The sequence below is a fragment of the Arthrobacter sp. KBS0703 genome (genome assembly GCF_002008315.2).
Taxonomy (GTDB): domain Bacteria; phylum Actinomycetota; class Actinomycetes; order Actinomycetales; family Micrococcaceae; genus Arthrobacter.
Genome location: NZ_MVDG02000001.1, coordinates 4,202,934 through 4,218,957, shown reverse-complemented (window position 1 = coordinate 4,218,957; position 16,024 = coordinate 4,202,934). Strand labels below are relative to the sequence as shown.

Here is a 16,024-nt window from a genome sequence, read left to right as displayed (position 1 = left end):
TGCGTGCAGATGAGTCAAGCGTTGGTGAGGACCGCGGCCGGGTGGCTGTTGGGCCTGATGCTTGCCGTGGTCGGAGCCATCGTTTCGGTCAACCTTGTGAACAACTCGGTGGCCAGTCCGCAGCAGCCAATACGCGAATATCTCGAGGCCCTGCAGAAGGGTGAGGGCGAGCGCGCCCTGGGCCTGCTCCGCGCTTCCGTGCCGGACGCCGACCCCGCCATGCTCGACGGCACGGCGCTGCAGACGTCCGCCTCACGCATCACGAACGTGAAGCTCGGCGACGCCGTAGCGCGCACCGGCAACCGGGTCATGGTGCCCATGGACTACACCATCGACGGAAGCCAGCTGCACACCGAGTTCCTGCTCGAAAGCACCGGCACTGAATGGCTGTTCTTCCACAAATGGGCATTCGTGCCCGCACCGCTGCCCACGGTGGACGTCACTGTGGTGAACTCCACCGAGGCCACAGTCAACGGTGTGCCGGTGAACATGCCCGGCGGCCGCAACTCATTCGCCGTGTTCTACCCCGGCGAGTACCAGGCCTCCTTGAACGGCCAGTTCTTCTCGGCGCCGGCCACCAGCGCCACCGTATCCGGGCGGGACTCCCCCACGGCACCGCTGAACCTCCTGACCCAGGCAACGGATGAGCTGAACCAAGCCGTGTCCACCCGGGTCAAGGAATTCCTTGACAAGTGCGCCGCGGAGGCAGACAAGCAGCAAAGGCTTCAGCCTGACTGCCCGTTCTACCACGCCACCAACAACCGGGTGGTGGACGGGACCATCAAGTGGAGCATCACCGAGTACCCGAAGATCAGCATTGAACCGTTCGACGGCAAATGGGTGGTTGCACCGCTGGACGGCAAGGCCAAAATCACCGCACAGCAGGTGGACCTCTTTACCGGTGCGGTTTCGGCCCTGAACGTGGTCCACGACTTCAGCTTCACCACGCGCCTGGACATCGAGGGCGACACCATCAAGGTCACTCCGCTCCTGAGCTTCTAAGGCCGCCGACCCTGGCCTTGGCTGCCCGGAGTGGCCCAGTTTTCAGGCTCCCGCGACGGAAATCACTGCCCCTGCAGCCGGCTGGCGACTCCATAACCGGGCTGGTCCGGCTGCGGCCAGCGGAGCGAGCCGCGAGCCAGTTGTGGGCGCATTCCACCATCACCAGCGCTTCCAGGGGCGGCCGGCACAGGAGCGCGTGGAGCAGGACATCCGGGCTGCAGGACGCAACTGCCAGAGGGCGTACCTCGGGGCGGCCGAGGCGCATGTGAGCCGGCCCCGGGAACGTCCGGCGGCCACGAGTTCCGGGTCGGCTCCGGCGACGGCCAGCAGGCCCCGTTCCAGCCTGACCACATCGCCGTGCCGGATGGCTCGGCGGAGGGCGGCCTCGGAGGAGCCCCGGGCCAGCACGTCCCGGGTGAGCAGTACGTCGCCGGCCGATTGGAGGATGTCCGTTGGGTCCATAAGCCCACAATGTCCGCCGCCCCGGCCCGCACACAGGCCAAACTGGGCTATGTGGACAAGCCCGGCGCCGGCGCCGTGCGCAACTGGCCCGGCTTTGACCCCGGCAGCAACGGAAATGGCCCGGAATTCAAGCCTTGGGGGTCGAAAACCGGGCCACTTCAGCAATCTTGGCTGCGGGGACCTTAGTCCATGCCGCGGAGGTCCAGCACCAGCTCGGTGTCGCCGTCCGCCTGCAGCACCACCGGGATGCCCCAGTCCTGCTGGTACAGGTGGCACGCCGCGTGGTCGGGGATCTCCCCGTCCTCGGTTTCCGGGCCGTCGCAGGCTGCCGCGCGGGCCGTTATGTGCAGCACGCCCTCGGGAACGTCGGAGGACAGCTCCAGAGTGCGGAGCAGACCTACGGAGGTTCCGCCGCCGGACACCAGTAGCTCCGGCGGGGTGGAGGAGATCTTCAGCTGCGTGGGGTCGCCCCAGCGGTCGTCGAGCTTCTGGCCGGTCGGCGCCGTGAAGCGGACGGTCAGTTCCAGCGGCCCCGCGGCCACGGGACTCTTGGGCCGGTGCGTCTGCACCGCGCCTTCGTCCACCTGCTGGGCTTCCTTCGGAATAGGCACGTAGACCAGCTGGTGCTTGTTGGCCTCCACCACCACCAGCAGCGGCTCGGAGCCGGCCACCTGGGTGTGGTCCACAATGACATCGGAAGGTTCGGACAGGCCGCGTGCGAGCGTGGACACGGTGCGCGTGGCGGGGTCGTAGCGGCGCACCGCCCCGTTGTAGGTGTCGGCAATGGCCACGGAGCCGTCCGGCAGCACCGTCACGCCCAGCGGGTGCTGCAGGCGCGCCTCGGAAGCCTCGCCGTCGCGGAAGCCGAAGTCGAAGAGTCCCTTGCCCACGGCGGATTCAACGGTGACCGTGCCGTCGTCGTCAATCACGAGTTTGCGGAGCGCGGAGGTTTCCGAGTCCGCCACCCAGACGTTGCCGTCGGCATCCTCGGCGAGGCCGGAAGGCTGCGCGAACCATGCCTCGTGGGCAGGTCCGTCCAGCAGCCCTTCCAGGCCGTTGCCGGCGATGATCGACACGGCCCCGTTCAGCGGATCCAGGCTGAAGATCTGGTGCACGCCGGCCATGGCAACCACCACGGCGTTGAGCTTGGCGGACCACACCACGTCCCAGGGCGAGCTGAGGGAAACCTCCAGCGGGTGCTCGCTGAGGCGGCCGGTAAAGCCGGCGGCGTCCTCGTCCACGCGGGCCGGGCCGGTCTCCAGCAGCCGCTGCACGCCGTTGCCAGCGAGTGTAGTGACGGTGCCCTCCGCGAGCGACAGTCCACGGAGGCGGTGGTTGACGGAGTCGGCAATCACGACGTCGTAGCCCGTCTTCGCTGCCACGTCTTCCGGCAGCAGGACAAGGCCTTGCGGCTCGTTGAACTGCGCGGTCGGCTCGACGGAGTCGACGTTCGTGCCGGGGCCGTCGGCGTAGCCCTTGGTCCCGGAGCCGTAGGTGCGCAGTACGGTGTGGAAGTCGGTGTCCAGCTCCACCAGGCGGTGGTGGCCGGTATCGGTGACCAGCCAGGATCCGGCGGCGGCAGCAGCGCCGTCGGGCTGTCCGGCAATGGAGCCCCGCCCCGCCGGCAGGTAGAGGGCCTTCCCCGGGAAGCGCAGCGTGCCCGACGTCGGCTCCGGCGCCACGTAAGGGCCGTTGCCGCGGTGCAGGGTCCCCTTCGCCTCATGTTCGGCGATGAGTTCCGGGATGAGCACGGCGAGACCGTCCGCGTGGCCTTCTCCGGAGAGGTGGGCCACGATGTAGCCCTCGGGGTCGATGACCACCAGCGTGGGCCAGGCGCGGGCCGTGTAGGCCTTCCAGGTGTCCAGCTCGGGGTCGTCCAGGACCGGGTGGTGGATCTCGTAGCGCTCAACGGCGGCCGCAAGGGCCACGGGATCGGCCTCGTGCTCGAACTTCGGCGAGTGCACGCCCACCGTGACCAGGACGTCGGAGTACTTTTCCTCCAGCGGGCGGAGCTCATCCAGCACGTGCAGGCAGTTGATGCAGCAGAAGGTCCAGAAGTCCAGGAGGACAATCTTTCCGCGCAGGGCTTCCAGGTCCAGGGACTTGCCGCCGGTGTTCAGCCAGTTGCGGCCGACCAGTTCGGAGGCGCGGACCCGGTGGTGGGTGCGTACGGTTTCGCTCATCAGCGTCCTTCCAGCTTTGAGTCACGTTCAGCCAGCTTGGCGTCGCGTTCAGCCAATTTGGCAAACATATCGTTGTAAGCGGTGAGATCGGCGTCGTTATTCCTGTCCGCGGCCCGGTCGGTGCGGCGGGTCTCGCGTTCATCGGACCTGGACCACATGATGGCGACGCCGATTGCCACCAGCAGGGTCGGGATTTCGCCGATGCCCCAGGCCACGGCCCCGCCCATTTGCTGGTCCAGGAGCGCGGACGGTCCCCAGGCCCGGCCGAGGTTGCCGAAGTAGTCTGCGGCCAGCAGGTTGGTGCCACCCATGATGGCTACGCCGAAGAAGGCGTGGAAGCCCATGGTGGCCAGCAGCAGCACCAGACGCAGCGGGTACGGTGCCCGGAGCGGCAGCGGGTCGGTGCCGATCATGCTGAGCACGAAGATGTACCCGGTCAGCGCGAAGTGCAGGTTCATCAGCTCGTGGCCCACGTGCTCGCGCATCGCGAAGCCGAAGGCATCGGAGTAGTAGAACAGCACAATCGAGCCAGCGAAGTTGGCCGCCGCGAACAGCGGGTGCGTGACCAGCTGGGAGAACTTCGAGTGCACAAAGAGCAGCACCCATTCGCGGAGTCCGCGGGAGCCGTCGGTCCTGGCCGGGAGGGCGCGCAGGGCGAGCGTCACAGGGGCGCCGAGGACCAGGAAGAGCGGCGCCACCATGGTCAGCGCCATGTGGTCCACCATGTGCGCCGAGAACAGCACACGCCCGTAGACCGACGGCGGCCCGGAGGTTATGTAGGTCAGCACCAGCAGCCCGATCACCCAGTTGATGGACCTGAACCATGGCCATTTGTCGCCGCGGGCACGGACCTTGGCCACTCCGAGGAAGTAGGACACGAGCCCAAAGAGGGCCACAGCGATCCACAGCCAGTCGAGGCGCCACTCGGAGAGCCAGCGTGCCGGCGTCAGCTCCGGGGGCAGCTCGTAGCCGGACAGGATGAAGGCCGGAGAGGCGTTCGGAGCGTACGACGTCGGCTCGGGCGGCGCGGAGCGGCCCAGAGCTACGGCGATACCGGAGGTGGCTCCCATGATGAGCAGTTCCATGAGGATCAGCTGCCACAGCACGCGGCGCGAGGACATGGCTGCGCCCTTGCGTCCCAGCTGCGGAAGGATCCACTGCCGGTGCATGAAGCCGATGCCGCCGAGGACCACGGCGGCGGCAGTCTTCGCCAGGATCAGCTGGCCGTAGGGCGACCCGAAGAGGTCGGCCCAACTGGTCACCCGGACACTGGCGTTGATCACGCCCGAGGCGAAGACCAGCACGAACGCGAACCCCGCCAGGGAGGAGAAACGCCGGAGCGTCGGTTCGGTGATGTCGGCGGGGCCGCCGGGCTGGGATGCCTGGATGGCCTGCTTGCCGGCACCGTTCCGCGTGCCTGCCGAGTTCCGGGCGCCGGCCAGGATGCCGGAAAGCAGCGCGAGCATGATGATGCCGCCGACCCAGGCGCTGACGCCCACCAGGTGCAGGCCGAGGGAGTTGATGGCGCCCTCGTGGTCATTCGAGCTTGAGGAGTGCCCGATCAGAGCGGTCGGAACCAGGCCGATCAGCGCCAGCACCAGGGCTAGCGCCAAGCCTGTCAGGGATCGCACACCGAACAGGGCTGTGGTCACCACGGCGGCGATGATGGTGACGGCCAGCCAGGCCCGGCCGGTTTCAATGTCGGTCATGAAGTAGACCAGGGCCCTGGTGAATTCGGCGTCCCCGGAAATACCTTGCCCTGCCACGTCCGCGTAGGTGAGCACCAGCACGGCGATCGCTGACAGGGTCCAGGCCACACCGGCGGCCGCCGCGATGGCAAGGGCGCGGGCGAAGGCCGGGTGCTCGGGAGCGTCATGATCCTTGGTGCGCGAGCCGCCAAGCTTCCACGGCAGGATGCCCGCAGCGAATATGAGCCCGCCGATCACCGTGGCCAGCGAGATGTTGTGGATTGCCTTGCTGACAGGGAGGCCCCAGCGCACCAGTGCTCCGGGATCGGACACCTCGCGGGCCGCCGCAGCGCCGGAGAACAGCAACGCGGCCGCCAGCCCTAGGAAGAGGGCGGCCAGGCCGGCCAACTGCCAGGGCCGAGGAATACCGAGGGCGGCGTCAGCCTGGCTCTGCGTTCCCTGATCGGGCGCAGGCTGTGGGATACGGGATTTTGCTGCTGAGGGCACTTATCCATTGTCCGCTACCGCTGCCCGGGCGGCGAATCGGTGCTTACGGCGAATCGGGCCTTAAAAGCAGGAGGGGCGGCAACCGTGTGGTTGCCGCCCCTCCTGAGCTGTCGAGAAGACTACTTCTTGTTGGAGACAGCGGCCTTCAGCTTGGAGCCGGCGGTCAGCTTGACGCTGTGGCCTGCTGCGATCTGGATGGTTTCGCCGGTCTGCGGGTTGCGGCCAGTGCGGGCTGCGCGGTCGGTACGCTCAACTGCGAGCCAGCCCGGGATGGTGATCTTCTCGCCGGAGGCGACGGAAGATTCGAAAACCTCGAACAGTGCATCGAGCACGGAGTTGACGGCTGCCTGGCTGGTGCCGGCCTTGCCTGCTACCTCTGCAACAAGTTCACTACGGTTCTTAGCCATTTATGTCCTCCTGGACGCTTTGGATTTCTGGAGCCTGCACACGGCATGCGTACAAGCCACTGTTCGAAAACTTACCAGCTTGCACCCGTGAGGGGGGCAAATTCCGCGTGTTTCCGCGACTTTTTGACCTAAATCACCGAATTTTCGGGGGTTTTCCACCGAATTCCGCCCATAGCGGACGATGTTAAGGCCTCACTACGGTGAGGCCCGACGGCGGCGGCACGGTTTTCAGCGTGCGGCACCTCGTGCATCGGTTGAGCCACTAACCAGCTGGCCACGCCGGTTGAGCTTGCCGAAACGCGGCCGGCCGCTGGTTGAGACTGTCGAAACCGGCGGGCTGCGTTGGTTGGGCTTGCGCGAAACCGGCCGGCCGCGTTGGTTGGGGCGGTGCGGCCGGGTTGAGGGGGTTAAATGCGGGAGAGCCCCAACCTTGTGGTTGGGGCTCTCGACCGTGTAATGGTTGTCCGGCGGTGACCTACTCTCCCACACCCTCCCGGGTGCAGTACCATCGGCGCTGTGGGTCTTAGCTTCCGGGTTCGGAATGGGACCGGGCGTTTCCCCCACGCTATGACCGCCGTAACCCTTGCTCCGCAACCCTTTTGGGGGTTGGGAAATTTGTGGTTACAACATCCCTGCCCGGTGAAGGGCAGGTGTGGTGTTGTTATGTAGTTGTTGGTTCCTGTGCAACAAACCGGTGGTGCGGGTTTGTTGGTCGGGAACCACATAGTGGACGCAAGCAGTCTTGTTTCTTCTTACCGCCCCTGGGTGCAAACGCTTTTGAATCCGTTTGCGGGGTGGTGTGTGGTGTAAGTTATCGGCCTATTAGTACCGGTCAGCTTCACGAGTCGTTAGTCCTCGCTTCCACATCCGGCCTATCAACCCAGTGGTCTGGCTGGGGGCCTCTCACACACAAGGTGTATGGAAATCTCATCTCGAAGCGAGCTTCCCGCTTAGATGCTTTCAGCGGTTATCCCATCCGAACGTAGCTAATCAGCGGTGCACTTGGCAGTACAACTGACACACCAGAGGTTCGTCCGTCCCGGTCCTCTCGTACTAAGGACAGCCCTTCTCAAATTTCCTGCGCGCGCAGCGGATAGGGACCGAACTGTCTCACGACGTTCTAAACCCAGCTCGCGTACCGCTTTAATGGGCGAACAGCCCAACCCTTGGGACCTACTCCAGCCCCAGGATGCGACGAGCCGACATCGAGGTGCCAAACCATGCCGTCGATATGGACTCTTGGGCAAGATCAGCCTGTTATCCCCGAGGTACCTTTTATCCGTTGAGCGACGGCCATTCCACAATGTACCGCCGGATCACTAGTCCCGACTTTCGTCCCTGCTCGAGATGTCTCTCTCACAGTCAAGCTCCCTTGTGCACTTACACTCGACACCTGATTGCCAACCAGGCTGAGGGAACCTTTGGGCGCCTCCGTTACTTTTTAGGAGGCAACCGCCCCAGTTAAACTACCCATCAGGCACTGTCCCTGACCCGGATTACGGGCCGAAGTTAGATGTCCAAAGTGACCAGAGTGGTATTTCAACGATGACTCCACCCGAACTGGCGTCCGGGCTTCAACGTCTCCCACCTATCCTACACAAGCCACTCCGAACACCAATACCAAACTATAGTAAAGGTCTCGGGGTCTTTCCGTCCTGCTGCGCGTAACGAGCATCTTTACTCGTACTGCAATTTCGCCGAGTTTATGGTTGAGACAGCGGGGAAGTCGTTACTCCATTCGTGCAGGTCGGAACTTACCCGACAAGGAATTTCGCTACCTTAGGATGGTTATAGTTACCACCGCCGTTTACTGGGGCTTGAATTCTCAGCTTCGCCTTGCGGCTAACCGGTCCTCTTAACCTTCCAGCACCGGGCAGGAGTCAGTCCGTATACATCGTCTTGCGACTTCGCACGGACCTGTGTTTTTAGTAAACAGTCGCTTCCCCCTGGTCTCTGCGGCCCCGATCCCCTCCCACCAGCAAGTGGTGTTCAAGGTTGGGGCCCCCCTTCTCCCGAAGTTACGGGGGCATTTTGCCGAGTTCCTTAACCATAATTCTCTCGATCGCCTTAGTATTCTCTACCTGATCACCTGTGTCGGTTTGGGGTACGGGCGGCTAAAACCTCGCGCCGATGCTTTTCTAGGCAGCATAGGATCACCGAATCCCCCCTTTACGGGAGTCCCGTCAGATCTCAGGCATCATGAACGGCGGATTTGCCTACCGTTCGCCCTACATCCTTGGACCGGGACAACCATCGCCCGGCTCGGCTACCTTCCTGCGTCACACCTGTTAATACGCTTGCCTCCCAGGATCAGGTCCCGCGCTCCACCAAAACCCGCACACCACAAGGGTGATAGGGCAGGCTTCGGGCAGTTAGTATCCCCTGTTCAACATGGACGGTTTTTCGCCGGTACGGGAATATCAACCCGTTGTCCATCGACTACGCCTGTCGGCCTCGCCTTAGGTCCCGACTTACCCAGGGCAGATTAGCTTGACCCTGGAACCCTTGATCATTCGGCGGACGGGTTTCTCACCCGTCTTTCGCTACTCATGCCTGCATTCTCACTCGTGTAGGCTCCACCGCTGGTTTACACCGCGACTTCACTGCCCACACGACGCTCCCCTACCCATCCACACTCCTGAACCACGAAGGCTTGGAAAATATGTGAATGCCACAACTTCGGCGGTGTACTTGAGCCCCGCTACATTGTCGGCGCGGAATCACTTGACCAGTGAGCTATTACGCACTCTTTTAAGGATGGCTGCTTCTAAGCCAACCTCCTGGTTGTCTTCGCAACTCCACATCCTTTCCCACTTAGCACACGCTTAGGGGCCTTAGTTGGTGGTCTGGGCTGTTTCCCTCTCGACTATGAAGCTTATCCCCCACAGTCTCACTGCTGCGCTCTCACTTACCGGCATTCGGAGTTTGGCTGACGTCAGTAACCTTGTAGGGCCCATTAGCCATCCAGTAGCTCTACCTCCAGCAAGAAACACGCAACGCTGCACCTAAATGCATTTCGGGGAGAACCAGCTATCACGAAGTTTGATTGGCCTTTCACCCCTACCCACAGCTCATCCCCTCCATTTTCAACTGAAGTGGGTTCGGTCCTCCACGACGTCTTACCGTCGCTTCAACCTGGCCATGGGTAGATCACTTCGCTTCGGGTCTAGATCACGCCACTGCAACGCCCTATTCAGACTCGCTTTCGCTACGGCTTCCCCACACGGGTTAACCTCGCGACGTAACACTAACTCGCAGGCTCATTCTTCAAAAGGCACGCCGTCACAACTACTATGCGATCACTCGCGGTTGCTCCGACGGATTGTAAGCACACGGTTTCAGGTACTGTTTCACTCCCCTCCCGGGGTACTTTTCACCTTTCCCTCACGGTACTGGTCCGCTATCGGTCATTAGGGAGTATTTAGGCTTATCAGGTGGTCCTGACAGATTCACACGGGATTTCTCGGGCCCCGTGCTACTTGGGATACTCTCCAGGCGGTGCACAGCATTACGGTTACGGGGCTCACACCCTCTACGGCCGGCCTTTCAAGACCGTTCACCTATACCTGCACCCTCACCCCACTGTCCCGGCAGAGACAGAACGGAAAGTCCCACAACCCCGCCCATGCAACGCCCGCCGGCTATCACACATGGAACGGTTTAGCCTGATCCGCGTTCGCTCGCCACTACTAACGGAATCACTATTGTTTTCTCTTCCTGCGGGTACTGAGATGTTTCACTTCCCCGCGTTCCCTCCACGCACCCTATGTGTTCAGATGCGGGTCACCAGGTGGCTCGCGCCCCTGGCGGGGTTTCCCCATTCGGACACCCTGGGATCACAGTCCGGTTATCGACTCCCCCAGGCTTATCGCAGATTCCTACGTCCTTCTTCGGCTCCTAATGCCAAGGCATCCACCGTGTGCTCTTAAAAACTTGACCACAAAAGATCAAAAACGCTAATTTACGAGAGAACCACAGAAACCAACCACACCCAACAACCACACCCCAAAAAGGGCGCCATCATCACGCGCAGCCAGATCCAGGTTCATATTCTTGGAAATTGCTTCTTATAAAAGATGCTCGCGTCCACTATGTAGTTCTCAAACAACAACCCCGTACCACACACCCCACACACCAGCCCCTCCCAAAAGAAGAAACCACCATGCATGATCGGTGCAGCCAGGAAACCAGAAACACAAGTCCCACACCCCGCACCATCCCCCGTAAGGGACGGCCCGCGGGCCATGGTCCTGTTGCCTCAGGACCCAACAGTGTGCCAAACACTAAACCGCACGCACCCGCCCCCACCGTTCCAGGCACCCCTCAAGAGAGGAACCGTACTGGGCAAGGAAAAGAACCTGCGGCCGCTATCCGTTGATATTCCACCCATGAGCACCCGCCGCAGAACAATCGCCTGCGCAACGGGCTTTACTCCTGACAACCCCTCCACACTCACATACATGAGGCAAGGCGACTGTAGGTGCTCCTTAGAAAGGAGGTGATCCAGCCGCACCTTCCGGTACGGCTACCTTGTTACGACTTAGTCCCAATCGCCAGTCCCACCTTCGACGGCTCCCTCCCACAAGGGGTTAGGCCACCGGCTTCGGGTGTTACCAACTTTCGTGACTTGACGGGCGGTGTGTACAAGGCCCGGGAACGTATTCACCGCAGCGTTGCTGATCTGCGATTACTAGCGACTCCGACTTCATGGGGTCGAGTTGCAGACCCCAATCCGAACTGAGACCGGCTTTTTGGGATTAGCTCCACCTCACAGTATCGCAACCCTTTGTACCGGCCATTGTAGCATGCGTGAAGCCCAAGACATAAGGGGCATGATGATTTGACGTCGTCCCCACCTTCCTCCGAGTTGACCCCGGCAGTCTCCCATGAGTCCCCGCCATTACGCGCTGGCAACATGGAACGAGGGTTGCGCTCGTTGCGGGACTTAACCCAACATCTCACGACACGAGCTGACGACAACCATGCACCACCTGTGAACCGGCCCCAAAGGGGAAACCACATTTCTGCGGCGGTCCGGTCCATGTCAAGCCTTGGTAAGGTTCTTCGCGTTGCATCGAATTAATCCGCATGCTCCGCCGCTTGTGCGGGCCCCCGTCAATTCCTTTGAGTTTTAGCCTTGCGGCCGTACTCCCCAGGCGGGGCACTTAATGCGTTAGCTACGGCGCGGAAAACGTGGAATGTCCCCCACACCTAGTGCCCAACGTTTACGGCATGGACTACCAGGGTATCTAATCCTGTTCGCTCCCCATGCTTTCGCTCCTCAGCGTCAGTTAATGCCCAGAGACCTGCCTTCGCCATCGGTGTTCCTCCTGATATCTGCGCATTTCACCGCTACACCAGGAATTCCAGTCTCCCCTACATCACTCTAGTCTGCCCGTACCCACCGCAGATCCGGAGTTGAGCCCCGGACTTTCACGGCAGACGCGACAAACCGCCTACGAGCTCTTTACGCCCAATAATTCCGGATAACGCTTGCGCCCTACGTATTACCGCGGCTGCTGGCACGTAGTTAGCCGGCGCTTCTTCTGCAGGTACCGTCACTTTCGCTTCTTCCCTACTGAAAGAGGTTTACAACCCGAAGGCCGTCATCCCTCACGCGGCGTCGCTGCATCAGGCTTGCGCCCATTGTGCAATATTCCCCACTGCTGCCTCCCGTAGGAGTCTGGGCCGTGTCTCAGTCCCAGTGTGGCCGGTCACCCTCTCAGGCCGGCTACCCGTCGTCGCCTTGGTGAGCCATTACCTCACCAACAAGCTGATAGGCCGCGAGTCCATCCAAAACCACAATAAAGCTTTCCACCCCCCACCATGCGATGAGGAGTCATATCCGGTATTAGACCCAGTTTCCCAGGCTTATCCCAGAGTTAAGGGCAGGTTACTCACGTGTTACTCACCCGTTCGCCACTAATCACCGGTGCAAGCACCGGGTCATCGTTCGACTTGCATGTGTTAAGCACGCCGCCAGCGTTCATCCTGAGCCAGGATCAAACTCTCCGTTGAAGTAAAACAGACACAGCATGCGCCCCCGGGAAAACGGGACACGCACCCTGCACAAAATTTGAAACCAGCTGTCAAAACCAGACCACACCACGGGGTGGCGGGCCCGGCAAATTCAACCAATTCATATAAAATAAACCGGTATCAACAAACTTGGCACACTATTGAGTTCTCAAACAACAGACACACCCGGCACCACCACAACCAAACAGCCGTGGATCGCTCCGGAGCAACTTTTCAAACTTACCCGGTTTCAGCCCCCGACGCAAATCCATGTTCCAGGACCCACACCAACAAACAAAACCAGCCCCACCCGCTCCCGGCACGCCAAACAAGCGAACCATTCACAGGCTGTTCAAGAAAGGGATTTGGCCGCCTCCGGACACCAGCTCCTCGCTGGCCCCCTCGCGGCGACTTAGAAAACAATACACCCACCCCACCCCCACCGCAAACCCACCCAAACACGCCCCTGCGCCCCTGAAACAGCCCCTGGAATCCCCGGATTTGCAGGGATTTCAGGGGCTGTCAGGACCGCCGCCTGGCGGATTGTCGGTTATTTTCCCGCTATGCGGCGCGTCACATTTCTGCCGGCCCAAGGGTCGGCGGACGGACGGTCAGCCTTTGGCTTCGAACACCAGGGTGAAGTCCGCCTCCCGTTGGGCAATCCGGTAGGCGTCCAGCACTCCGGGCCCGCAGGCGCCGGTCCCCACTCCGCGTTGGACGTGGTCGAGATAGACGTGGGTGCGTCCGTCCGGCACAAGGTCCGGCTGATGCTTTGCGGCATCCAGTGTTGCCTGGCCATACGGCATCAGCGTCAGCGCAAAGGGCTCCCCGCTGATGGCCAGGTCCCCTGCATCCAGCTGCAGCGTTGCGCTGTGCACAGCGGCGCGGGCACCGGACTCCTGCGGGCGGACGTAGTCCACGGCCATCTCCGCCGCAGGCAGCGAGTACCATCCCTTGCGGGTGCCCTGGCCGGTGTCCGGGTACGCCTGGTGGGGACCTTGCCCGAACCAGTCCACATGCCGGGGACCGGCGCCCAGCACGAGCTCCAGCCCTATCCGCGCCCAGGGCACGTCGCGGCCCTTATCCCTCCAGTCCCCGTCCGGCCGCACCCGCGTCCGCAGGCTGAGCCTTTCACCGTCGCTGGTCCACGTGTAGTCCACGAACACTCCGTATTGCTTGTCCGCGATGCCGACGCGCGTGCGGATCTCCAACGCCTCCCCGCCGTCCGGGGCCGGGACAGCCGTGATCCCGATCAGCCGGGAGTGCAGCCGGTTGAGGCCGGCGTCGACCCACCGCTGAGCAAGAGTCCGGTCTTCGGGGTTCCCCCACCAGTCCACTCCGTAGTCGTTGTCCGTCGGGGCGCGCCACAGCACCAGCCGGAGGTCGTCCACCGGCAGTCCGCCAAGCCGGGTCAGCGCTCCGGTGGACCGGGAGAAGGCGGCCGGCCCCAGCAGCAGCTCATCGGATCCGGCGCCGGGTGTGCCGCCCGAAGAATCCGTCGCGCCCGCCTCCCCGACGCCTTCGGTGGCACGGACCTGCGGCGCCGCGGGTGCGTTGAGGCTGTCTCTTATACACATCTAGATGTGTATAAGAGACAGGCGCCGGCCCACCCGTCGCCTCGGCCAGCTCGGCACGGACAGTCAGCACCGCGGCCGCATCGCCGGCCAGGTCAGCCAGCCCGGACGGCAGTTGAACGGAGGCTTCGCTGCGGGGCGCCAACGGCGCAACCGCCACTACGCCGCCGTCGAGAGTGCCGCCGTCGGCCTCCACGGAATAGCCGAACCGGAGTGCGGAGGTGTCCGCGAAGTCGAACTTGCTTGCAACGGTGAAGCTCGTCCAGTCCTCCGCGACCGTGATGGCCAGCGGCTCAATGACCTTCTTGAAATCCAGAAGCCCGGGCCTCGGTTTGCGGTTGGCGTCGACGAGTCCGTCCGTCACGAAGTTGCCGTCGTGAATTTCCTCACCGAAGTCGCCGCCGTAGACGAAGTACTCCTGGCCGTCGCCTGCAGTGCGGGTGATCCCGTGCTCCAGCCACTCCCAGACGAAGCCGCCCATGAGGCGCGGATACCGGTCGAAGAGCTCCTGGTACTCGGTCATTCCGCCCGGTCCGTTGCCCATCGCGTGCACGTATTCGCACAGGACAAAGGGCATGGCGCGGCGGCGGGCGTCGAGTTCGGGATCCTCCAGGGCCGGCTCAATTCCCTGACCGATCAGCGCGGTCTCGGCCTGGTCCGCGTACATCCGTGAGTAGACGTCCACGTAGGGCGAGCTCCAGTCACCCTCGTAGTGGATGGGCCGGGAGGGGTCGCGGTGCTTGGTCCAGCGGGACATGGCCGCAAGGTTCCGCCCCGTGCCGGACTCGTTGCCCAGTGACCACATGACCACACAGGCATGGTTCTTGTCGCGCTCAACGGTGCGCCGCATCCTGTCCAGCAGGGCCGGCTCCCACCGGGGATCGTCACTCGGATTCTGCTGCCAGCCCGCGCTTTCGAAGCCGTGGGTCTCCAGGTCGCATTCCAGCACCACGTAGAAGCCGAGCCGGTCCGCGAGGGCAAGGAATTCCGGGTGCGGCGGGTAGTGGGAGGTGCGGATGGCGTTGATGTTGTGCTGCTTCATGAGCCGCAGCTCGCTCTCCATGACTTCGCGCGGCACCGCACGGCCGAGGCGCGGGTCATGTTCATGCCGGTTCACGCCGCGCAGCAGGATCCGTTGGCCGTTGACCTTGAACTGCGCGTCCTCGATGGCGATGCTGCGGAAACCAAGCTGAAGTTCCACGGTCTCGCCGCCCGTGCTGACGTTAGCGGGGTACAGCCTCGGCAGTTCGGCCGACCACGGCTCAACCGCAGGGATGCGCTGCTCACTTCCCGCGGGCAGTTCAAGTTCGAGATCTCCAACGCGCACGACGGCGTCAATCGCCTCGCCGGCCCGGGTCACCTCGACCTTGAGGATCCCTTCGCCGGTGAGGTGGTCAAATCCCGCGTGGACAAAGACGTCGTCGATGCCGTTGTCCGGCCGAGCCTGCAGGGTGACGTCCCGGAAGATGCCGGGCAGCCACCACATGTCCTGGTCCTCCAGGTAGCTGGCCGCCGAAAACTGGGCCACGCGGACGGCCAGGATGTTTCGGCCCGGAACCAGGACGTTGGTGACGTCAAACTCGTGGGCGAGGCGGCTGCCGCGCGTCATGCCGAGCCTTGTTCCGTTCAGCCACACGGTGCCGGCGGATTCAATGCCGTCGAACCGAAGAACCGAGCGCGGAAAGAACTCGGGGCCGGCCTCGAACTCCAGGAGGTGGTCGCCGATGGGGTTGGCGTCCGGCACGTGGGGCGGTTCCACGGCAAAGGGATATTGGACGTTCGTGTACCAAGGTGTTCCGTGGCCGTGCATGGGCCAGCTGGATGGCACCGGCAGGTCGCCGAAGTTGGCCAGGTCCTCGCCGAGCTGCCAACCGACCTGAGGTGCCAGCCTCGCGCCGCCGTGTAGCCGGAACTTCCAGGTGCCGTTCAGGATCAACCGAGGGGCATCGCTGTGCAGGTATGCGCGTGCAGGCAGCGCACCGTCAGCAGGCTCCATTGATTCGAGCTCCCGGACCTCGGCTGCGGCCGTGTCGAGGGACCGGTTGGCGGGCGATGCCGGCCGTGAATCGGTGGGCACAGTGGATGAATCGACTGACATATTTGTTCCCCTGGGTGGGCCTATGATGATTTCCGTGAACGTTCACGAACTTGTACAAGCCTAATGTGATCCAGGCAGTTTGGGT

The 16,024-nt window shown here is 62.8% G+C and carries 7 protein-coding genes and 3 rRNA genes; 1 reads left to right on the top strand and 9 read right to left on the bottom strand.

Going from position 1 to position 16,024, the window contains the following annotated elements; all coding sequences use genetic code 11:
- The first annotated feature begins 9 nt into the window (after window positions 1-9).
- Window positions 10-1,002, top strand: a complete 993-nt coding sequence (locus B1A87_RS19590) for a hypothetical protein (protein WP_185982367.1) — start codon at window positions 10-12, stop codon at window positions 1,000-1,002.
- Window positions 1,003-1,161: 159 nt separating this feature from the next.
- Here B1A87_RS19590 and B1A87_RS24270 read toward each other — a convergent pair whose 3' ends face one another.
- The 9 genes from B1A87_RS24270 to B1A87_RS19545 all read right to left on the bottom strand — a co-directional run bounded on the left by B1A87_RS24270 (window position 1,162) and on the right by B1A87_RS19545 (window position 15,939).
- Entirely contained in the window at window positions 1,162-1,464 is a 303-nt protein-coding gene (locus tag B1A87_RS24270; protein ID WP_260680974.1) for a type IV toxin-antitoxin system AbiEi family antitoxin domain-containing protein, read from the bottom strand.
- A gap of 182 nt (window positions 1,465-1,646) precedes the next feature.
- Window positions 1,647-3,647, bottom strand: a complete 2,001-nt coding sequence (locus B1A87_RS19580; RefSeq protein ID WP_078026915.1) for an NHL domain-containing thioredoxin family protein — start codon at window positions 3,645-3,647, stop codon at window positions 1,647-1,649.
- Window positions 3,647-5,842, bottom strand: coding sequence for a cytochrome c oxidase assembly protein (locus B1A87_RS19575; protein WP_078026914.1), 2,196 nt, complete (start codon window positions 5,840-5,842; stop codon window positions 3,647-3,649). Before B1A87_RS19575 ends, B1A87_RS19580 begins: the two co-directional genes overlap by 1 nt.
- Before the next feature lie 119 nt (window positions 5,843-5,961).
- The gene (locus tag B1A87_RS19570) at window positions 5,962-6,249 is read right to left on the bottom strand and encodes an HU family DNA-binding protein (protein WP_056625601.1); all 288 of its coding nucleotides are present in this window, start codon (window positions 6,247-6,249) and stop codon (window positions 5,962-5,964) included.
- Between the two features lie 462 nt (window positions 6,250-6,711).
- A 5S ribosomal RNA gene (rrf, locus tag B1A87_RS19565) occupies window positions 6,712-6,828 on the bottom strand.
- A 222-nt stretch (window positions 6,829-7,050) separates the two neighbouring features.
- Window positions 7,051-10,188: ribosomal RNA gene (locus B1A87_RS19560) — 23S ribosomal RNA — on the bottom strand.
- Window positions 10,189-10,740: 552 nt separating this feature from the next.
- Window positions 10,741-12,267: ribosomal RNA gene (locus B1A87_RS19555) — 16S ribosomal RNA — on the bottom strand.
- Together the 16S, 23S and 5S rRNA genes form the textbook arrangement of a ribosomal RNA operon.
- Window positions 12,268-12,878: 611 nt before the next feature.
- Window positions 12,879-13,844: a beta-galactosidase small subunit gene (locus tag B1A87_RS25115; RefSeq protein WP_144275895.1), complete on the bottom strand. Its 966-nt coding sequence runs from the start codon at window positions 13,842-13,844 to the stop codon at window positions 12,879-12,881.
- Window positions 13,726-15,939: a glycoside hydrolase family 2 TIM barrel-domain containing protein gene (locus B1A87_RS19545; RefSeq protein ID WP_144275894.1), complete on the bottom strand. Its 2,214-nt coding sequence runs from the start codon at window positions 15,937-15,939 to the stop codon at window positions 13,726-13,728. The genes B1A87_RS25115 and B1A87_RS19545 overlap by 119 nt, the downstream gene beginning before the upstream one ends.
- Window positions 15,940-16,024: the final 85 nt, after the last annotated feature.